Origin of the sequence: Streptococcus sp. 263_SSPC (genome assembly GCF_001071995.1) — a bacterium.
Classification (GTDB): domain Bacteria; phylum Bacillota; class Bacilli; order Lactobacillales; family Aerococcaceae; genus Granulicatella.
The window spans coordinates 44,518-65,750 of the sequence record NZ_JVNU01000015.1; the positions used below are offsets into that span (position 1 = coordinate 44,518).

20 protein-coding genes are annotated in these 21,233 nt (G+C 37.4%); 19 read left to right on the top strand and 1 reads right to left on the bottom strand.

The annotated features are described in order from the left end of the window. Position 1 precedes the first annotated feature (1 nt). The 12 genes from ADH02_RS01165 (at position 2) to ADH02_RS01220 (ending at position 13,938) form a co-directional block, all read left to right on the top strand. The gene (locus ADH02_RS01165; RefSeq protein WP_048781899.1) at positions 2-811 is read left to right on the top strand and encodes a Cof-type HAD-IIB family hydrolase; all 810 of its coding nucleotides are present in this window, start codon (positions 2-4) and stop codon (positions 809-811) included. A 370-nt stretch (positions 812-1,181) separates the two neighbouring features. Further along, a complete protein-coding gene (gene hisS / locus ADH02_RS01170; RefSeq protein ID WP_048781901.1) occupies positions 1,182-2,498 on the top strand; it encodes a histidine--tRNA ligase in 1,317 nt (438 codons plus the stop codon). 14 nt (positions 2,499-2,512) lie between these two features. Further along, positions 2,513-4,270: an aspartate--tRNA ligase gene (gene aspS, locus ADH02_RS01175; protein WP_048781903.1), complete on the top strand. Its 1,758-nt coding sequence runs from the start codon at positions 2,513-2,515 to the stop codon at positions 4,268-4,270. Between the two features lie 35 nt (positions 4,271-4,305). Next, complete coding sequence (locus ADH02_RS01180) at positions 4,306-5,073, top strand: DeoR/GlpR family DNA-binding transcription regulator (RefSeq protein WP_048781905.1); 768 nt, start codon at positions 4,306-4,308, stop codon at positions 5,071-5,073. Positions 5,074-5,097: 24 nt separating this feature from the next. Next, positions 5,098-5,805, top strand: a complete 708-nt coding sequence (locus ADH02_RS01185; RefSeq protein WP_048781907.1) for a tRNA (adenine(22)-N(1))-methyltransferase — start codon at positions 5,098-5,100, stop codon at positions 5,803-5,805. After that, entirely contained in the window at positions 5,792-6,937 is a 1,146-nt protein-coding gene (locus ADH02_RS01190) for a Nif3-like dinuclear metal center hexameric protein (protein ID WP_048781909.1), read from the top strand. Before ADH02_RS01185 ends, ADH02_RS01190 begins: the two co-directional genes overlap by 14 nt. After that, positions 6,930-8,156 (top strand): peptidase T, encoded by a 1,227-nt coding sequence (pepT, locus tag ADH02_RS01195; protein ID WP_048781911.1) that lies wholly within the window; start codon positions 6,930-6,932, stop codon positions 8,154-8,156. Before ADH02_RS01190 ends, pepT begins: the two co-directional genes overlap by 8 nt. A 31-nt stretch (positions 8,157-8,187) precedes the next feature. After that, the gene (locus ADH02_RS01200; protein WP_048781912.1) at positions 8,188-9,903 is read left to right on the top strand and encodes an Rqc2 family fibronectin-binding protein; all 1,716 of its coding nucleotides are present in this window, start codon (positions 8,188-8,190) and stop codon (positions 9,901-9,903) included. Between the two features lie 9 nt (positions 9,904-9,912). Then, positions 9,913-10,548: a pyroglutamyl-peptidase I gene (gene pcp, locus ADH02_RS01205; protein WP_048711397.1), complete on the top strand. Its 636-nt coding sequence runs from the start codon at positions 9,913-9,915 to the stop codon at positions 10,546-10,548. 18 nt (positions 10,549-10,566) lie between these two features. Then, positions 10,567-11,727 (top strand): radical SAM family heme chaperone HemW, encoded by a 1,161-nt coding sequence (hemW, locus tag ADH02_RS01210; protein ID WP_048781914.1) that lies wholly within the window; start codon positions 10,567-10,569, stop codon positions 11,725-11,727. A 103-nt stretch (positions 11,728-11,830) separates the two neighbouring features. Further along, positions 11,831-12,877 carry an AEC family transporter gene (locus ADH02_RS01215; protein ID WP_048781916.1) on the top strand — a complete coding sequence of 349 codons (1,047 nt, stop codon included), beginning with the start codon at positions 11,831-11,833 and terminating at the stop codon, positions 12,875-12,877. A 62-nt stretch (positions 12,878-12,939) separates the two neighbouring features. After that, the gene (locus ADH02_RS01220) at positions 12,940-13,938 is read left to right on the top strand and encodes a 2-hydroxyacid dehydrogenase (protein WP_048781918.1); all 999 of its coding nucleotides are present in this window, start codon (positions 12,940-12,942) and stop codon (positions 13,936-13,938) included. Positions 13,939-13,994: 56 nt separating this feature from the next. Here the strand turns inward: ADH02_RS01220 and trhA are convergent, their stop codons facing one another. Further along, on the bottom strand, positions 13,995-14,660 hold the full coding sequence (trhA, locus tag ADH02_RS01225) for a PAQR family membrane homeostasis protein TrhA (RefSeq protein WP_048781921.1): 666 nt from the start codon (positions 14,658-14,660) through the stop codon (positions 13,995-13,997). A gap of 206 nt (positions 14,661-14,866) precedes the next feature. Here trhA and deoD point away from each other — a divergent pair, with 206 nt between their 5' ends. The 7 genes from deoD to ADH02_RS01260 all read left to right on the top strand — a co-directional run bounded on the left by deoD (position 14,867) and on the right by ADH02_RS01260 (position 21,186). After that, on the top strand, positions 14,867-15,571 hold the full coding sequence (gene deoD / locus ADH02_RS01230) for a purine-nucleoside phosphorylase (protein WP_048781923.1): 705 nt from the start codon (positions 14,867-14,869) through the stop codon (positions 15,569-15,571). 27 nt (positions 15,572-15,598) lie between these two features. After that, positions 15,599-17,101, top strand: a complete 1,503-nt coding sequence (locus tag ADH02_RS01235) for a S41 family peptidase (protein WP_048781926.1) — start codon at positions 15,599-15,601, stop codon at positions 17,099-17,101. A 15-nt stretch (positions 17,102-17,116) separates the two neighbouring features. After that, positions 17,117-17,767, top strand: coding sequence for a signal peptidase I (lepB, locus tag ADH02_RS01240; protein ID WP_048781928.1), 651 nt, complete (start codon positions 17,117-17,119; stop codon positions 17,765-17,767). A 136-nt stretch (positions 17,768-17,903) separates the two neighbouring features. Continuing rightward, positions 17,904-18,605: an MgtC/SapB family protein gene (locus ADH02_RS01245; protein ID WP_048781930.1), complete on the top strand. Its 702-nt coding sequence runs from the start codon at positions 17,904-17,906 to the stop codon at positions 18,603-18,605. Positions 18,606-18,727: 122 nt separating this feature from the next. Continuing rightward, positions 18,728-19,384, top strand: coding sequence for an NAD(P)H-dependent oxidoreductase (locus tag ADH02_RS01250; RefSeq protein ID WP_208451446.1), 657 nt, complete (start codon positions 18,728-18,730; stop codon positions 19,382-19,384). Positions 19,385-19,558: 174 nt separating this feature from the next. Then, complete coding sequence (gene ylqF, locus ADH02_RS01255) at positions 19,559-20,419, top strand: ribosome biogenesis GTPase YlqF (protein ID WP_048781933.1); 861 nt, start codon at positions 19,559-19,561, stop codon at positions 20,417-20,419. Then, complete coding sequence (locus ADH02_RS01260; RefSeq protein ID WP_048781935.1) at positions 20,419-21,186, top strand: ribonuclease HII; 768 nt, start codon at positions 20,419-20,421, stop codon at positions 21,184-21,186. Before ylqF ends, ADH02_RS01260 begins: the two co-directional genes overlap by 1 nt. Positions 21,187-21,233: the final 47 nt, after the last annotated feature.

Here is a 21,233-nt window from a genome sequence, read left to right on the forward strand (position 1 = left end):
AATGATTAAATTAATAGCTATCGACATGGATGGCACACTATTAAACAGTAAAAAAGAACTATCTGAAGAGACGAAACAATATTTCAAGAACTTTCATAACAGAAATACTGAAACTTTATTAGTGCTCTGTACAGGGCGTCCTGAAAGTGGAATTCGTCCATATTTAAAAGACTTAGGATATTTAGAAGAGAACCACTATATTATTAGTCAAAACGGTGCCAATATTTATGAGAGCCAAACAGGTAACCGTGTGATGGATGCCTTTCTTGATTCTGCAGCAATTCAAAAATGGATTGAATTGGGTAAGAAACACGGTATCAGCGTAATGGGGGCAGGTGTTGATTACTATTATTGTTTTGATCAAGAACCAACTGAATGGATGGAGTTCGATGTAAAACTTGTGAGTGGCCAGCTCAAAAGAATTCCTACAGAAGAATCTTTAACTACTGATTTCTATAAAATTCTACTAATGGGTGATGAAGAGCAACTCAATGAGTTTGAAACATTTATTCCCCAGGAGTGGAGAGATGAATTTTATGTAGTTCGTAGCCAAAAATATTTAGTTGAAGTACTAACAAAAGGTGTAAATAAAGCTTTTGGATTAGAAAAATTAGCCCAAGAACTAAATATCCAACCAAGTGAAATCGCGGCAATTGGAGACGCTGCTAATGATATCGAAATGTTAGAATACGCAGGACTTGCCATTGCGATGGGAAATGCTAGCGAAGAAGTAAAAGCTATTTCGGATATCGTGACAGATACTAATGAAAACAATGGTGTTATTAAAGCGATCGACCAGTTAATACAGTAAGAGTTCAAAAATCAAAATGTAACATATAAGTTACATTTTGATTTTTCGTTTTTAGTAGATTATGAGATTAAAAAATAATGAGGTTTTCTTGACAAATACGCATTCCTCTAGTATTCTTTATAGCAACAATATAAATCCTTAGACAGAGACATAAAACGTACACTAAAGAGAAAGAAGCCGTGGCTGAAAGCTTCTAACCGTACAAGGAAAGACACTCTTGAGGAGAATAATGCAAAGTTATTCCGGTAATTCCGTTATCATTAAGAGGGAAAGAGCTCTTTCCGAACTAAGGTGGTACCACGAAATTTTCGTCCTGACTTCTATTGAAGTTGGGATTTTTTTATTTTTATTAAAAGAAAGGATGATTCATATGATTCAAAAACCAAAAGGGACAGCCGATTTATTACCTGAAGAACTCAAAATTTGGCACTATATCGAAGAAACAGCACGCATCATTTTAGGCGATTATCAATTTGAAGAAATGCGTACACCAATGTTTGAAAGCTACGATTTATTTAGCCGTGGTGTTGGGGATACGAGTGATATCGTTTCAAAAGAGATGTATGATTTCTACGATAAAGGAGATCGTCACATTACACTTCGTCCAGAAGGAACTGCAGCGATTGTTCGTGCTTATGTAGAAAATAAATTATACGGACCAGAGCATAAGAAACCTTATAAAGTGTATTATATGGCTCCAATGTTCCGTTATGAGCGTCCACAATCAGGACGTCTTCGTCAATTCCACCAATTAGGAGTTGAGGTGTTTGGTTCTACAAATCCTGCTACAGACGTAGAAACGATCGCGATGGCTTGGGATTTATTAAAAGAACTCGGATTATCAAATATGCGCTTAGTGATTAACTCACTAGGTAAAACAGCTGACCGTATTAAATACCGTGAAGCGTTAATCAGTTACTTAGAACCATTTGCGGATGAATTAAGTGAAGATTCAAAAAATCGTCTTCACAAAAATCCTTTACGTGTGTTAGATAGTAAAGACAAACGTGATATTGAGATTGTTAAAAATGCGCCACGCATCTTAGAATTCTTATCAGACGAAGCACGCACTCATTTTGAAAAAGTACAACAATACTTAAACGCACTAGAGATTCCATTTGAAATCGATGAAACAATGGTACGTGGACTTGATTACTACCAAGATACAATTTTTGAAATCATGACGGATTCTAAGTCATTTGGTGCTAAAACTACAATTTGTGGTGGTGGACGTTATGACGGTCTAGTCCAAGAACTCGACGGACCTGAAACTCCAGGATTTGGATTTGGCCTTGGAATCGAACGTCTTGTCTTATTAATGAAAGACGAACAAGTTGAAGTTCCTGAATTACAAGAACTAGATGTATATATTGTTGGACTTGGTGAAGAAACAGAAGAGGAAGTGTTAAAACTTTCTATTTCACTCCGTCAACAAGGGTACTCAGTGGACCGTGATTTCTTCGGACGTAAAGCAAAACCACAATTCAAGAACGCTCAAAAATATGGCGCTAAAGTGGTGATCACGCTTGGTGAAGAAGAATTAGAAACAAAACAAGTACCAGTGAAAGTAATGAAAACTGGTAAAGAAGTAAAAATTAATTTACAAGAACTCTACGAAGATTTTGATAGCATTTATCGTCAAATCACAATGGATACAACAGCCATTGACGAGTACTTTGGTAAATAGAAAGAGGGATGGATATGAAAAGAAGAACAGAATATTGTGGATTAATTAGTGAAAAATTAGTTGGACAAACAGTGACATTAGATGGTTGGGTGGCAAAACGTCGTGACCATGGTGGAGTTATCTTCATCGACTTACGTGACCGCGAAGGGATTATGCAAGTGGTTTTCAACCCAGCACGTAACCAAGAAGCGTTTGAAATCGCTGAAAAATTACGTTCTGAATACGTGATTCAAGTAACGGGGGAAGTGGCTTATCGTGGAGAAGGCCTAGAAAACCCAAATCTAAAAACTGGTAAATATGAATTGTTAGTAGATGAAGTAGAAGTCTTTTCAAAAGCAAAAACTTCTCCAATCTATATCGATGACGAACAAAAACCATCAGAAGAATTACGTTTGAAATATCGTTACTTAGATATTCGCCGTCGTTCAGTATTAGAAAACTTACGCTTACGTCATAAAACAACTAAGTCAATTCGTGAGTATTTAGATAGCGAAGGATATATCGACGTAGAAACTCCAATTTTAGCAAAATCTACACCAGAAGGAGCGCGTGACTACTTAGTGCCTTCACGTGTTCACGAAGGAAGCTTCTATGCATTACCTCAATCACCTCAAACATTTAAACAATTATTAATGGGTGCTGGATTAGATCGTTACTACCAAATCGTTCGTTGCTTCCGTGACGAAGATTTACGTGGAGACCGTCAACCAGAATTTACACAAGTCGATATCGAAACAAGCTTCTTATCAGCAGAAGAAATTCAAGAAATGATGGAAGGCTTATTGAAGAAAGTGATGAAAGATACATTGAATGTGGATGTTCAAACTCCATTCCCACGTATTTCATTTGCAGAAGCAATGGCTCGTTACGGAAATGACAAACCAGATACTCGTTTCGACCTAGAATTAATCGACGTAAGTGACATCATGAAAGAATCTGACCTTAAAGTGTTCAGTTCATGTATCGAAAACGGCGGTGAAGTTAAAGTCATTAACTTAAAAGGTCTTGCAGACGAATATTCTCGTAAAGATGCAGATAGCTTAGCAGACTTTGTTTCTAAATTCGGTGCTAAAGGTTTAGCATGGATTAAAGTTGAAGAAGACGGCTTGAAAGGCCCAATCGCGAAATTCATCGTGAACCAAGAAGCTGCTTTCCGTGAACGTATCAATGCAGAAGTAGGAGATATCGTGTTCTTCTGTGCAGATAAACCATCAGTGGTTGCTCAATCATTATCTGAATTACGTTTACACTTTGGTAAGAAACATAACTTAATCGATACAAACAAATTCAACTTCTTATGGGTTGTTGATTGGCCATTATTAGAACATGATGCTGAAGAAGACCGTTATGTAGCAATGCACCACCCATTCACTCGTCCAGTGAACGAAGATTTCCAAGCGTTAATCGATGATCCGTCCTCTGCGAAAGCACAAGCCTACGATATCGTATTAAACGGTTATGAATTAGGCGGCGGTTCATTACGTATTTACCGTCGAGATATGCAAGAAGCGATGTTCAAAGTTTTAGGATTTACAAAAGAATCTGCAGAAAGTCAATTCGGATTCTTATTAGACGCATTAGATTATGGTTTCCCACCACACGGAGGAATTGCTCTTGGGTTAGACCGTTTAGTAATGTTACTAGCTGGCGAAGACAACATTCGTGAAGTCATCGCGTTTCCTAAGAACAGCTCAGCAGTGGATCCAATGACACAAGCTCCAAGTGAAGTGTCAGCGAAACAATTAGATGAGCTTTCATTAAAAATTAAATAAGACCTGAATGGATTTCTAAAAAGGAGGAAGAAACTTTGAAGAGTAGTAAAGGGGTTGTGTTTAAACGACAACAACGTATCCTTCAGCTTTTACAAGAAAACCATGAGATGTCTGTTGAAGACTTATCGAAAGAGTTAGAAGTTTCTGAAATCACCATTCGAAGAGATTTACAACAATTTGAAGACCAAGGAGTTATCGAGCGCTTCTACGGAGGCGCACGCTACCTTGCTGGAAAAATTAAACAAGAAAACGTGGATCAAATTCAATATAATTCCATGAAGAAAAACATCGCAAGAAGAGCCGCGGGATTAGTAAGAGATCATAATATGGTCTTTATTAACTCAGGCTCTACTGCCTTTTTGTTATTAAATTTTCTAGCGGATGCCAACGTTACAATCTTAACGAATAATGGTCGTTCCATCTTCAAAAAGCCGTCTACGAAAGCGTCAATCGTGATTAGTGGTGGAGAAATTTTCGAACAGAAAAAATCTCTTGTTGGGGATTTTGCGATTAACTCATTCTCAAAAGCGCGTGCAGACATTTGTTTCCTAGGTGTTGGAGGAATTAGTAAAAACGGGATTTCAACGTATGCACTGCCAGAGACGGCAGTGAACCGTGTGATTTTAGAACGTACAACAGGGCACCGCATCATTGTAACGGAAGGGTTTAAAGTGGGTCGTGATTCAAACTTTCATACAGCGGATTGTAATATGATTACTCATTTAATTACAGACCATACCGCTGACCCTGAAACCGTAGCTTATTTGAAGAGTATCGGTGTGAAAGTGTTATTTATTTCGTAATGAAAAAGAATGTAGAGGTATAAAATGATTGAATTAGGAGAACGATTAACTCGTGTTGCTAGTTTTGTTCCAAACGGTTCAAAGGTATGCGATGTTGGTAGTGACCATGCGTATTTACCAGTGTATTTAATTCAAAATAATCAGATTACTTCAGCGATTGCGGGTGAAGTAGTTGAAGGACCGTTCTTATCAGCGAAGCAAACAGTTCGTGATTATCGAATGGAAGACCGCATTGAAGTTCGCTTTGGGGACGGATTGCAAATTCTTTCAAAAGAAGATGAGATTACTGCTGTTACGATTTGTGGGATGGGCGGAGAGCTCATTTCTCGAATCCTAGAAGCTGGATACACTGGCGGTCATTTAAACGGCAAAGAACGTCTCATTCTTCAACCAAACGTTGCGGAGCATTTTGTACGTGAATGGTTAATGAAGCATTCATATCGTATTACTCATGAGACGGTCGTTGAAGATAACCATCGCCTATATGAAATTATTGTCGCTGAACCAGTAAATGAACGTGTAGAATACACAGAACTCGAATTAAAATACGGTCCGGTTTTATTGAAACAACCATCTGAATTATGTGTTGCAAAATGGAAACGAACAAACCGTAAGAACAAAGAGATTTTGGAACAATTACAAAAGAGTAAGACGCCTCAACATGAAAAAATTGAGCAGTTTGAAAAAGCGTTTAATGAATTGCAAGGAGTGATTGATCGTGCCAACAGTTAGAGATGTGGTAAGTCGTTTTGAAAAACGAGTGCCAAAGAGTCTTTCGGTTCCAAAAGATCCCATTGGACTTCATTTTGGAGATTGGAATCAAGAAGTTAAAGTGATTATGACGACGCTCGATATTCGTCCAAGTGTCATCGAAGAAGCCATTTCTAAAAACGTTGATTTAATTATCGCGCATCATCCACCAATTTTTAGGCCAGTTGCGTTATTTGATTTAACCGTTCCGCAAAATAAAATGTTCCAACAAATTCTGAAGCATGATATTGCGGTGTACGCTGCACATACCAACCTTGATGTCGTTGAAGGCGGTGTGAATGATTGGTTGGCAGATGAATTGCTATTATCTGATGTAACAGTGATGTCTCCAACAACTACAATTCCATCTGTCAAGGTGATTACTTTTGTCCCTAAAAATGATGCTGATAAAGTTTTAGAAGCGATGTTTGAAGCGGGAGCTGGAACTATCGGTGACAACTATAAAGACTGTGCGTTCCAAAGTTCTGGCGTAGGACAATTTACACCCGTCGAAGGGGCCAAGCCTGCAATCGGATCGTTAAATAAACCAGAATTTGTAGAAGAAGTCAAACTAGAAGTTGTATGCTCTGAAGAGGTGTTAAGTGATGTTTTACGCGCCTTAAGAGAAGCACATCCTTATGAAGAGCCAGCAATCGACGTTTTCTCATTGAAGAATTCTGGAAAGACTTTAGGATTTGGTCGCGTTGGAAATCTTCCAAAAGCAATGACTGGGGATGAATTTATCGCTTTTGTTACTGAGCGATTTAACCTAAAAGGCTTACGTTATGTTCCATCTCGTGTGAACCCAGAAGGCCTCATTTCAAGAGTCGCTGTAATGGGTGGCTCAGGCGGAAATTATTACATGGATGCGCTCAGAAACGGAGCGGATGCCTTTGTAACAGGTGATATTTTCTACCATACAGCCCATGATATTCAAGAAACTTCATTATTCCTAGTGGATGCTGGTCATCATATTGAAGTTATATGTCGAAAACAATTAGCCAAATGGGCTCGTGAATGGAAAGAAGAAAACAATTGGGATGTAACAGTGATTGAAAGTGAAACTTTTACAGATCCATTTGAATTTTATAAAGCAGGTGAAGAAAATGCATAAAGAATTAACAGAACGTTTTATTCGTTACGTAAAGAAAGAAACAAGATCTGACGAAACAAGTCAAACAGTCCCAACAACGCCTTCTCAAACAGCGTTTTTAAAAGATTTAGAGCAAGAATTAAATGAATTAGGATTCCAAGAAGTTTATTTAAATCCTAAAAACAGCTTCCTAACAGCAACAATCCCATCAAATGTTGACCATGAAGTGCCAACGATTGGATTCATTGCTCACGTGGATACAGCGGACTTTGAAGCTAGAAATATTCAACCTCAAATCCATGAAAACTATAACGGTGAAGCAATTGTCCTAGACGAAGAAGGAAAATTCGTATTAGACCCTAAAGACTTCCCGAACTTAAAGAACTATGTTGGACAAACATTAATCACAACAAATGGTAAAACATTATTAGGTGCTGACGACAAATCTGGTGTGACAGAAATCGTTACAGCAGGTGCTTATTTATTACAACATCCAGAAATTAAACACGGAAAAATTCGTGTAGCATTTGGTCCAGACGAAGAAATCGGACGCGGTGCTGATTTATTCGATGTGGAACAATTTGCATGTGATTTTGCTTATACAATGGATGGTGGACCAGTTGGTGAATTAGAATATGAAAGCTTCAACGCTTGCCGCGCTACAGTTCGTATTCAAGGAAAGAACGTTCACCCGGGAACTGCTAAAGATACAATGGTAAGTGCACTTGAATTAGCTCGTAAGTTCCAAAACGCACTTCCAGAGTTCGAAGTTCCTGAACACACAACAGGACGTGAAGGATTCTACCACTTAGTAGCAGCGGAAGGTGTTGTGGAAGAAGCTAAATTAGTGTACATCTTACGTGACCACAGCCGTGAATTATTCAATGCGAAAAAAGACATGATGCTACGCATTGCGACTCGTATGAATAAAGAATTAGATACAGACCGTATTACTGTTGATTTACACGACGAGTACTACAACATGGCTGAAATCATTGAAAAAGATTTCCGTTGTGTAGATGTGGCAAAACAAGCGTTAGAAAACTTAGACATCGTTCCAATTATTAAACCAATTCGTGGTGGTACAGATGGTTCTAAGATTTCATTCATGGGATTACCAACTCCAAATATTTTTGCTGGTGGCGAAAACATGCATGGACGCTATGAATATGTTGCTGTGGAATCAATGGAAAAAGCAACACAAGTAATTATCGAAATCGCTCGTTTAGCAGCGCTATAATTTTTAACAGTAAAAAGAAAGGAGTGAGTTCATGACATTTGATGGTATTTTCACCAAATGGATGATGGACGAAGTGGCGCCTCAATTAGTTGGAGGACGTATTACAAAGATTCATCAACCATTACCATACGATGTACAATTCACCATTCGTGCCAACCGTAAGAACTACTTACTTGTTTGTTCGGCACACCCAATGATGGCTCGTGTACAATTTATTTCTGAGAAACCAGAGAATCCAGAAGTTGCTCCTAACTTTTGTATGATTCTTCGTAAGTATTTAGAAGGATCTATTATCCAATCATTCACTCAAGTAGAAAATGACCGTATTCTACATATGGACGTTTCAACGCGTGATGAACTTGGGGATAAGGCTGGATATCGTTTCACAATCGAGATTATGGGACGACATAGTAATTTGTTTTTAGTCAATCAAGAAGATAACACGATTATCGATTGTGTGAAACGTGTCTCTCTTGGTCAAAACAGTTATCGCACCTTACAACCAGGTGCAAGCTATGTGATGCCACCTCAAACGCAGAAGAAGAATCCTTTTGACTATTCGCTATTTGAATTAGACAGTTTACTTCATCCATTTATTGGAGAACCAGGAGAGAGAACATTAATGAATGTCTTTCAAGGGATTAGTAAGCAATCCGCTCATGAAATTGTGGAACGTAGTGAAAGAGAGGGTCAAAGCTTAGCAGAAGCCTTACATCACTATCTCGAAGAAGGCAATACGGCAATTCAGCCTACACTTACAAAGGCAGAGGATGGGAAGACGTACTTCTTACCATTTCCATATTTAAGTAAGACGGGTGAATCCCAAAGCTTTGAGAGTCTATCTGAATTACTAAGTGCATACTATGTACAGAAGATTCAAGAAGAGAAGATTCAGCAATTAGCAGGACACCTATTGCAAATGTTGAAATCTGAACTTCGAAAGAACCGTGAGAAGATGGTAAAACTCGATGAAGATTTAGCCAGAACTGAAGATGCAGATCATTATCGTGTTTACGGTGATTTAATTAATACGTATCAACACCAAATTGAAAAAGGTGCAAGTAGTGTAACGGTTCAAAACTTCTACGAGGACTATGAAGAAGTGACGATTCCATTAAATCCATTATTAACGGCTTCTCAAAATGCGCAGGCGTATTTTAAAAAATATCAAAAACTTAGAAATGCAGTCGCTCATATTCACGAGCAACAAGAAGCAACGAAGAATGAAATGGACTACCTCGAGAGTGTTATTTATCAAATCGAAGAAGCGGATGTATTTAACTTAGAAGCCATTCGTGAAGAACTTGTTGAAAGTGGCTACTTAAAACGTTCTGCGTTGAAAAAAGGTATTAAGAAACAAGGTGGCGCGAAACCACATGTGTTTTATGCAACAGACGGCACACGAATCTTGGTTGGACGAAACAACTTACAAAACGACCAATTAACACTTCGACAAGCGAAGAAGGAATACTTATGGCTTCATGCGCAAAATATTCCAGGGTCTCACGTGATTATTGAATCTAGTAATCCAGCGGAAGAAACGATTGGTGAAGGCGCGATGCTTGCTGCATACTACTCAAAATATCGTCTTTCTGGAACGGTTCCAGTGGATTATGTTCAAGTTTCAAAAATTCGTAAACCAAACGGTGCCAAACCAGGTTTTGTAGTCTACGAAGGTCAGCAAAATACGTATATCACGCCAGATCCATTAAAGGTTGAAGCGTTAAGAAATAATAAACCGAAATAGAGGGATATTATGAAAATTATTGTGACGGGATTTGACCCTTTCGGAGGGGAAACGATTAATCCATCGATTGAATGTGTGAAGGCTCTCCCAGAAATTGAAGGAGTAGAACTCATTCGTTTAGAATTACCGACTGTATTCAAGGAATCAGCAAAGCGTTTAAATGAAGTCATTAATGATGTGAAACCAGACGCAGTATTGAGCGTTGGTCAAGCAGGGGGAAGACCTGGGATTACAATGGAACGTATTGCGATAAATGTCGATGATGCGAGAATTCCAGACAATATTAGTCAACAACCGATTGATGAAACGATTCAAACTGAAGGTGAAGCTGCGTACTTTACAACTTTACCAATCAAACGAATTGTAAAAGCAATCCGTGAAGCAGGAATTTCGGCGGAAGTTTCCAATTCCGCTGGGACATTTGTATGTAATCACATCATGTATCAATCATTATTTGCTGCAACAAAGGCCGATAAGCCTTTTAAAGCAGGATTTATGCATATTCCGTTTATTCCAGAACAAACGACGGATAAACCGTCTCTACCGCTTGAAGAGAGCACAAGAGCTTTACAAATCGCGATTGAGACAATCCGTGATTATTTAAACGATGAAGATATTAAGGTTCAAGAAGGAACCATTTTTTAGAAAGGAGGGATATGAATAATGTTTACTAAAGCAGCCTATATTCATATCCCTTTTTGTTCGCATATTTGTTATTACTGCGATTTTAATAAAGTCTTTATTGAAGGACAACCAGTCGATGAGTATATTGAATTACTTATCAAGGAAATGGAATTGACTGGGCAAAAATATAAAATTGCACCACTGGAAACATTATATGTTGGTGGTGGGACACCGTCTTCATTGAATCCACACCAAATGGAACGTTTGTTAGATGGCATTCATCAACATTTACCGCTTCAAAAAGGGGCAGAGTTTACAATGGAACTCAATCCAGATGATGGCACACCTGAACTTCTTTCTGTAATGAAGGAAGGCGGCGTGAATCGTCTCAGCATGGGAGTCCAAACCTTCAATAACGATTTACTGAAAGCCATTGGTCGTAAGCATACAAAAGAAACGGCAATTCGTACTATCGAGAACGCAAGACAAGTCGGATTTGAGAATATGAGTATCGACTTGATTTTTAGACTTCCAAAACAGACCATTGCTGATTTCGAAGAAAGTCTAAAGATGGCGATGGCGCTAGACTTGCCTCATTATTCCATATACTCGCTTATTTTGGAACAGAAGACGGTTTTCTATAATTTGATGAGACAAGGGAAACTTCCTTTGCCGAGTCAGGATGAAGAGGCTGATATGTTTGAACTGGCGATGAAGACGATGGAGGATTTCGGTCGTCATCATTATGAGATTAGTAATTATGCACTTCCTGGATATGAATCAAGACATAATCTCCATTACTGGAAGGCGGATGAGTACTTTGCTTTTGGTGCGGGTGCTCATGGGTATGTGAATGGAGTTCGTTACCAAAATAATGGACCTATTCAACATTATCTGACTCCGTTAAGAGATGAAAAATTGCCTATTTTTTCAGAGACTTTGTTAACAAAAAAACAACTGATTGAGGAATTTATGTTCTTAGGGTTAAGAAAGTTTTCAGGTGTTTCAAAGAAGGAATTTATGGAAAGATTTGGAAATTCTATGGATGAAATCTACGGAGAAGTTATTCAAGAACTAATTGAAGAGGAATTGCTCACAACTACTTCTGATGGGTACGTTCTAACTCACCAAGGGAAGTTTCTTGGAAATAACGTTTTCCAATCGTTTTTGATTGATGAAAATAAAAATGAAATTTTTTGAAAACAGGGGATATTGTTAAACATTTCTTAAAGAATGTGGTATCATATCTTATGGCATTTTAAATGCAAAAAAATAAAATATAAGAAAAGGGGATATCTATCCAATGGAAAATATCGTTAAGATCTTAACAGCACCAACATTTGTGTCTGCTATCTTCTCAACAATTTCAATTATCTTAGTGGGTTACATCATCCGTAAGAAAAATATTGTTGATGCAAACAGTGGTAAAGTCTTATCTAACGTTTTACTTTCAGTTGCGATTCCTGCGTTAGCGTTCAAAGCCTTCATGGTTGACATTAACGACAAAACATTCACAACTGGTTTAAACGTATTTATTTTTGGTTTTATCGCTTATGTCATTTTAATTCTTTTAGGAGAATTATTCTTTATTAAGGAGAAAGGTGACCGTAAAACTACTTTATCAGTATTAACAACTTTCGGTTCTACAACTTTCTTCGGTATTCCAATCATTAACGGATTGTTAGGAGCGACTGGTACTTTATATGCGAACATCTTTAACCTAGCTTACCGTGTATTCTTATACTCTTACGGTTTAATTCGTATGAGCGGATTAAAATTCGAGAAGAAAAACTTAAAAATGATTTTCGGTAACATCATCGTTATCGCAACATTTGCTGGATTATTAATCTGGATCTTCCAAGCTTCATTACCACAAGTTGCTGTACAAGTAAAAGTTGGTGAAGAAACTAAAGAAGTTATGTACGCTTTCTTACGTATCGATAAGACAGCTCCATGGTTATTCAAAGCTATTACTTACTTAGCTGACTTAAGCTCACCACTTGCATGGTTAGCAATCGGTATCACTTTAGGAAACATTTCTTTAGGTGAAGCCGTTAAAGATAAGATGGTTTGGTACTACAGTGTTGTTAAATTAATCTTAGTTCCTGCAGTATTCGTTGCAGTGATCTTCGCAGTTAGCCCATTCTTACCAATGGCTCCTGAAGCTTCAAAAGGTATTCTTATTATGTTAGCTACACCACCAGCAACAGTTGCAGTGGCTTACGCTATCAAATACGATAAAGAAGCAGCACTAGCAAGTAATGCTTCATTACTAGGAACTGTATTAGCAGTATTCGCAATTGTCTTCTGGATTGTTGTTGGATCTGTTATTTTCCCTGGTGTAGGATAAAACAATAAAAGTAGATCGATTTTCGGTCTACTTTTCAATTTATATAAAATGGAGGATATAAAATGAAAGTTTTAGCATATGGTGTTCGTGAAGTTGAATTACCAATTTTCGAACAAGTAAACAAAAAATTTGGATACGAATTAACATGTATTCCAGAATACTTAAATTCTGAAGAAACTGCTCGCAAAGCAGAAGGTTTCAAAGCTGTTATCTTACGTGGTAACTGCTGGGCGAACAAAGAAACTTTAGATATCTACAAAGAATTAGGAGTAGAGTACGTATTAACTCGTACTGTTGGTGTAAACCACATCGATGCTGAATACGCAAAATCATTAGGAATGAAATTAGGTTACGTTCCTTTCTATTCTCCAAACGCAATTAGTGAATTAGCTGTAACATTAGCAATGACATTATTACGTAACGTTGCTTACACTGCAGCAAAAACAAGCCAACAAGATTTCACTGTAGACACTCAAATGTTTGCTAAAGAAATCCGTAACTGTACTGTTGGGGTTGTTGGTATCGGACGTATCGGTTTAACAACTGCAACATTATTCAAAGGTTTAGGCGCTAACGTATTAGCTTACGATGCTTTCCCTAAAGAAGGCGTTGACCACATCTGTACTCAAGTACCTTTAGATGAGTTATTAGCTAAATCAGACGTGATTTCAATTCACGCTCCATACATTCCAGCAAACGGAAAAGTAATCACTAAAGAATTCATCAGCAAAATGAAACCAGGTGCTATCTTAGTAAACACTGCTCGTGGTGAATTACAAGATATCGATGCTATTATCGAAGCTTTAGAATCTGGTCACTTACGTGGTGTTGGTTTAGACGTATTAGAAGGAGAAAGCGAAGTATTCTTCAAAGACTTACGTGGTCAAGAAATCGCAAATCCAGCTATTCGTAAATTAGTTGAATTATACCCACGTGTATTATTAACACCTCACATGGGTAGTTACACTGATGAAGCAGTATTAAACATGGTTGAAACAAGTTTTGAAAACTTAAAAGAATATGTTGAAACTGGTTCATGTAAAAATGACATTCAATGCTAATTGAAAGCAAACGAAAAAAATCTCTTAGAGCAATCTAAGAGATTTTTTTCGTTTAATTATAAATATTTGAATACAGCTAGAAACATAAAAATCGCTCCAGCTAGTACAAAGAGATGCCAAACGACATGATAGAAATTATGATATTTACGCTTGTAGAAAATTGTTCCTAGAGAGTAGCTTAATCCGCCAAGGAAGAGGTATAAAATACCGCCCCAGCCCATGCTTTCATATAAAGGTTTCAAGGTGAAAATGGATACCCAACCCATTGCTAAATAAAGAAAGACAGATATTTTTGAGAACTTCTCTAAGAAGAAGGCTTCAATGATGACGCCCCCAATTGCGAAGACCCAGATAGCAATACAGAAGATGAAGCCTTGTTGGCCTCCAATTCCAATCAAGCAAAATGGGGTATAAGTTCCAGCGATTAATAAGTAAATCGAAGAGTGATCGATTCGTTGGAAAACTTTTGCTGCCTTTGTGAACTTGAAGCTATGATAAAGTGTAGAAGCTAAAAATAAAAGAATTAGCGACGCGCCGTAAACACTAAACGCTATAATTTGTGTGGTATTATTTACCGCTACGGCTTTCATTAAAAGTAATACGAGAGCGGTAATTGCTAGAGCAACACCGATACCATGCGTCACGGCATTTAACACTTCACCTATAATCTCAGATTTTATGGATTGAGCTTTTCGTTCTTTTCTTAAAGTAGATGCTTTCATCGCAACACGCTCCTTTCGATAACTCTCATTATAAAAGGCAAATCATCTTTTGTCCATCACACTTTTTAGGACTTTTTTGTGAAATGGACGTACATTCCTTGTTAAGAAAGGCTTAAATAAGCGGTTTAAAGTTCCCATTACTTGTGTTTTATAGTAGAATAGTACATATATCAATAACGGGGTTTCCCATAAAAGGAGAATAAAAAATGAGTGTTCATATTAATGCTAAAAAAGGCCAAGTTGCTGAATCAGTTTTAATGCCAGGAGATCCATTGCGTGCAAAATTTATTGCTGAACAATATTTAACAGAAGTAGAACAATACAATGTAGTCCGTAACATGTTTGGTTACACTGGTTTGTATAAAGGTCAACGTGTATCTGTTCAAGGTAGTGGGATGGGGATTCCATCTATTATGATTTATGCCAATGAATTATTCACTGAATTTGGCGCAGAACGCATTATCCGTATCGGTTCTGCCGGAGGTATGCAAGAAGATGTTAAAGTTCGTGATATCGTTTTAGCGCAAGGAGCTACAACAGATTCATCAATTTTCAACAACATTTTCCAAAACCAAGTAACTTTTGCTCCAATCGCAAGCTTTAACTTATTAGATAAAGCGTATCATTTAGCAAAAGACCGTGGTGTTGGCGTTCACGTTGGGAACGTATTGTCATCTGATCGTTTCTATAACGCTGAATTAGACAAGAAGAAATTAATGGATTACGGAATGCTTTGTGTGGAAATGGAAGCTGCAGGATTATATGCTTTAGCGGCTCAACACAAAAAAGAAGCATTAGCAATTCTTACAATTAGTGACCACCTATTAACAGGTGAAGAAACAACTGCACAAGAACGTGAACAAACATTTAACGATATGATGGAAATCGCGTTAGAAACTGTACGTGCATAAATTTTGAAGTAGAAAGAAGGAACCCGAATGGGAAATAATCCAAAACCTCAAGGTGCGGTTCAAAACGGTCTTGAGTCGAAAAAAGTTTCCGTTTGGATATTATTTTTAGCAGTATTATTAACGGGAGTATTTACTTATTTTGGTACGAGCTATGCTGCTCGAACTTCACAAAATCAAGTTGCTCAATCTGAGACAAAGAATGATTCAAATGGTGACACTGCCAAATCAAGTGACACACTTACAAATGAAGAATTAAAAAAACTAGAACTTGTATATAACACACTTGTGAACGGTTATGTTGATAAAAATATTAGCAAAGAAGATCTTATCAACGGAGCCTTAAAAGGAATGGCAGAGGCGACAGGTGATCCATATACGAACTATTTAGTGAACGATGAAACTGCTGCTATCGATGAAACAATGACAGGTTCGTTTGGTGGAATCGGTGCGGAATTACGTTCTGAAAATAACCGTGTGATTATTAGTAATACTCGTGAAGGGACACCAGCTCAAAAGATTGGTCTTCAAGAAAATGACGCTATTCTAAAAGTGAATGGTGAAGATATGGAAGGCAAGAGCATCTCTTATGTTGTTTCTAAAGTCCGTGGGGAAGTTGGAACAGATGTAACCCTAACAATCCAACGTGGCACACAGGAGCTAGAAGTGAAGATTACTCGAGCTAAAATTGCTATTGAAACGGTTAAAGGAACTGTGGATTCAACCGATGCGACAATCGGTCACGTTCAAATCAACTCATTTGCTAAAAACACTGCAAAAGAAGTTGAAAAAGCTGTAACAGATTTACGCGAAAAAGGCGTTAAGAAATTTATCTTCGACGTTCGTTATAATCCTGGTGGCTTATTAGATCAAGCGATTATGATTGCGAATATGTTCGTTGATGAAGGTAAGACTATTCTTAATGTTGAAAATCGTGATGGACAAATCAAGTCATACAAAGCTTCTAAAGACTATGGTACGTTCAAGATTACTGAACCATACGTATTACTTGTAAATGAAGGTAGTGCTTCTGCTTCTGAAATTTTAGCCGCAGCCTTGAAAGAGTCTGCAGATGCAAAATTAATCGGTAAGAAGACTTATGGTAAAGGTACCGTTCAATCTGTAATTGAAGTTGGCGATAACGCTGAATTGAAATACACGATAGCAAAATGGTTAACACCAAACAAGACATGGATTCATAAAACAGGTATCGAACCAACAGAAGAAGTATCAATGCCAGATTATTACAACATCACGATCATCGACACACGTGAAGTTGTAAAAGAAGGCGCTGTGTCTGACAATGTGAAAACAATTGAAACAATCCTTAAAGGGTTAGGATACGACGTTACTGCGGATGGATATTTTGATAGTAAAACAACTGAAGCTGTAAAAGAATTCCAGAAATCAAAAGGTTTATCTGAAACTGGTGAAGTTGATGAGAAGACTGGTACAGCATTAATGAGTGCGATTCGTGATGCATTGAAAGCAAACGATACTCAATACAAAGCTGCTGTGAAGGCTTTACAATAATAAAGGAGGATGGGAATGTACGAAGAAAACCAAGTGGAAAATTCGACCCTGTCTTCCATTGAAGAGAGATTAAACTCTCGTAAGGATAAAGGGAATGAACCTAAGAAAAAACATCCGATTTTAGAAGAAATACTTAGTTGGATTTGGTCTATTGCTGTTGCAAGTATCATCATGGCGATTCTTTACTTCTTTGTAGGTCGTCCTTTTACAGTTAGTGGACAATCGATGTATCCAACCCTTCATAATGGAGATCATATGATTATGTCAAAAATTGGCGGTATTAACCGTTTTGACGTGGTTGTATTGCAAGCTCCAGACGAAGATAAAGAATATATCAAACGTGTCATCGGAATGCCTGGTGATACGGTTGAAGTGAAAAATGGTGTTCTATATATTAACGGAAAAGAAGTGGAGCAACCATTTATTAACACAAATAATGATAAGAAGACAGTCTTCATTGATGATTTTACATTGAAAGAGTTAACTGGAGAGGACAAGGTTCCTGAAGGGAAATACTTTGTCATGGGAGACAATCGAGGCGTTTCAAAAGATAGTCGAATGATTGGATTTATTGATAAGTCTGCCATTGAAGGAAAAGCCGTATTTACAGTATGGCCGCTTAACCGTATCGGCGGATTAAAAGACTATTCATATTTATATCAATAGAGAGTAAAGAGGCAGATTTCTGTCTCTTTTTCTTTTGCTTGTAGAATAATTTTGATTAGAAAACGATTTCATTTTTGTTGACTTTCTATCGAAATATGCGTAAAATAGAAAGGTACATTTTTAAAGGAGGAAGAGTATGAATCAAATTTTTGTGCGTTCATTTGACGCGATGTTAGAGTTAAGACATTTTACGTCAATTATCCTCGCATGTATTTGCGGACTGTTAATTGGATACGAACGAAAAGCCAGAAATAAACAAGCCGGTGTTAAAACTCATGTGATTGTTTGTTTAACTTCCGCCTTGATGATGATTATTTCCAAAGAAGCGTTTCTTGATACTCATGACTTTGATTCAACACGTGTCGCAGCACAAATCGTTAGTGGTATTTCCTTCATCGGTGGGGGAATTATCTTCATGCGTGACAAGAAAATTAGTGGACTAACAACTGCAGCTGGTATTTGGGCGACTTCCGGTATCGGTATGGCGATTGGTGGAGGATTATGGTTCTTTGGCCTCGTATGTAGCGTGTTCGTTATGTTAATCCAATGGCTAACACATGATTTTACAAAACAGCATCAAATCTACCAAGCAAGCATCAATGGGACGGTAGGTGATATCTCGCTCGTTCATGATATTTATCAATACTGTGATTTAAAACAATATCAAATTGCGAATGTTGATGTAAAAGATATCGGCGGTAAATACGAAATTAACATTCAGATTGAAAATGACAAACAAATTTCGATTGATGATATTGAAGCAACCATCAGGGAGCGACATATCGACTTCAAGATTAAGAAAGTGAAGTTCAAGTCGTCAGAAAACAATCCTCAATAGTAAAGATGAGACTGAAGCAATTCAGTCTCTTTTAATTTACCTAGGTGGATTGCTATTCTATTTCTAAACTGTTAAACTAATGATATATATTGTGTGTAAATTTTACACTTAAGGAGACTTGTATGATGAATAGAGAAGAAGTCGTTGCATTACAACACCAACGTTATGCTACTAAAAAATTTGATCCAGCTCGTCGCATTTCTGATGAAGATTGGGCAGCACTTGTGGAAGTAGGTAGATTGGCTCCTTCTTCACTTGGATTTGAACCTTGGAAAATGCTTTTATTAAATAACAAAGAAATGAAGCAAGATTTAAAATCAATGGCTTGGGGCGCTGTTTCAATGCTTGATGGTGCTAGTCATTTTGTGATATATCTAGCTCGTAAAGGCGTGAACTATGAAACTCCTTATATCGAAAAATTAATGCAAGAAGTAAGACATAGAAGTTATGATCCCGATTCTGCATATGCCCACCGTATTAAGAGTTTCCAAGAAAGTGATGCCAAGCTGAATGATGAGCGTTCACTCTTTGACTGGGCAAGTAAACAAACGTATATACAAATGACAAATATGATGAATGCGGCAGTTCTAATGGGGATGGATTCATGTCCAATCGAAGGATTCGATAAAGATAAAGTAGAAGCTTATTTAGAAGAAAAAGGCGTTCTGGATACATCAGAATTTGGAGTTTCTGTTATGTGTGCTTTTGGTTATAGAGATGAAGAGATTAAACCAAAAGTTCGTTGGAATACAGAAAGTATTTACGAAGTAATCGACTAAAATTTTTGCATATAAATGAAATCTCAGTACAATGATGAGGAATCGTTGTTGTACTGAGATTTTTCGTTATAGGGATGAGGAAGAGAACGGAAAAAAGAATGAAAACATGGTATAATGTTTGATGGTTCTATATGAATGATTTATTAAAAATTAAATAGAAAGGATTCGAAATTTATGGCAACAATCCAATGGTTCCCTGGGCATATGGCCAAAGCGCGCCGGGAAGCAACAGAAAAATTAAAACTAGTCGATGTTGTGATTGAAATGGTGGATGCTCGTATTCCAGAATCAAGTCGCAATCCTATTATCGAAGAAATTAAAGGACAAAAGAAACAGTTAATTTTATTAAACAAAGTAGATTTGGCAGATCCATCTCAAACAAAACGTTGGAATGATTATTTTACTAGCCAAGGAATTAAAGTTCTTACAACTGAAGCTAAAGACGGAAAAGGGATTAAGCAAGTAAAGGCTGCGATTAAAGAATTAATGGCACCAGTCTTTGAAAAGAATCTAGAAAAAGGGATCCGTCCTAGACCGATTCGTTTAATGGTTCTTGGAATTCCAAACGTTGGGAAATCAACCTTTATTAACCGTATGATTAATAAAAATCAAGCAGAAACAGCTAACCGTCCAGGGGTTACAAAGGGACAACGTTGGTTGAAAATCGGAAATGATTTTGAGTTATTAGATACACCAGGAATTCTATGGCCGAAGTTTGAAAGTGAAGAAGTTGGAAATAAGCTAGCGTTAACTGGAGCTATTAAAGATGCGCTCCTTCATATGGATGATATTGCATTATTTGCTCTTAGTCAGTTCAAATTGGATTATCCAGAGTATTTAAAGAAAGCTTATCGATTAACGGATGATGATTTAGAACTCTCAAACGTAGATTTATTAATGTTAATTACAAAGAATTTAGGCTTTAAAGAAGATTATGAAAAGGCAAGTGAACGAATCGTGTTTGATATTCGTTCAGGGAAGCTTGGTCGTTATACATTAGACCAAGCGCCTGTATCGTTAACGGGGGAAGCATAATGGAGAAACGTTCCATCAAAGAAATTAAATTGATTCTTGAAGAAATTCAAACGTTGTCGGATGAGCGTTTAACGGAACTTCGAAGTGACGAGCGTAAAGGAGTTCAAGATTTAATCGCGAAATTTGAACGTCAATACGCCAAAAAAGCAGAACGCGCTGCTCACTTTGAAGAAATGCAAAGCTTTGAACGTGCAGCTAAACAAAAAGGCTACAAAATGATTGCAGGAATTGATGAAGTGGGTCGCGGTCCACTTGCTGGTCCAGTGGTAGCTGCTGCCGTCATTCTTCCTGAAGGAATGGAAGATATCGGTCTGGATGATTCAAAGAAATTAAGTGCCAAGAAGCGTGCTGAGATTTTTGAAATCATTAAAGAACAAGCCATCGCAATTGGTATCGGTATTGTTGATGCGTTTACCATTGATAAGATTAATATTTATGAGGCTAGTAAGGTAGCGATGAAGAGAGCGATTGAATTATTGCCAGAACAACCAGACTATTTATTAATCGACGCGATGAAATTAGATACTGGTATTCCTGAAGAAGGTATTATTAAAGGGGACGCTAAGAGTATCTCTATCGCTGCAGCAAGTATTGTTGCAAAAGAGGTTCGTGACCAAATGATGAAGGATTTCGATCAACTGTATCCTGGTTACAGCTTTGCACAAAATGCTGGCTATGGTACGAAAGCGCATCTTGAAGGTCTTGAAAAATTAGGACCAACGCCAATTCACCGTATGACATTTGCTCCGGTGAAAGATTATCAATAAAATCCAAATTGGAACTCTTTCTCGTAAATAGTATTGAAAGACTATTT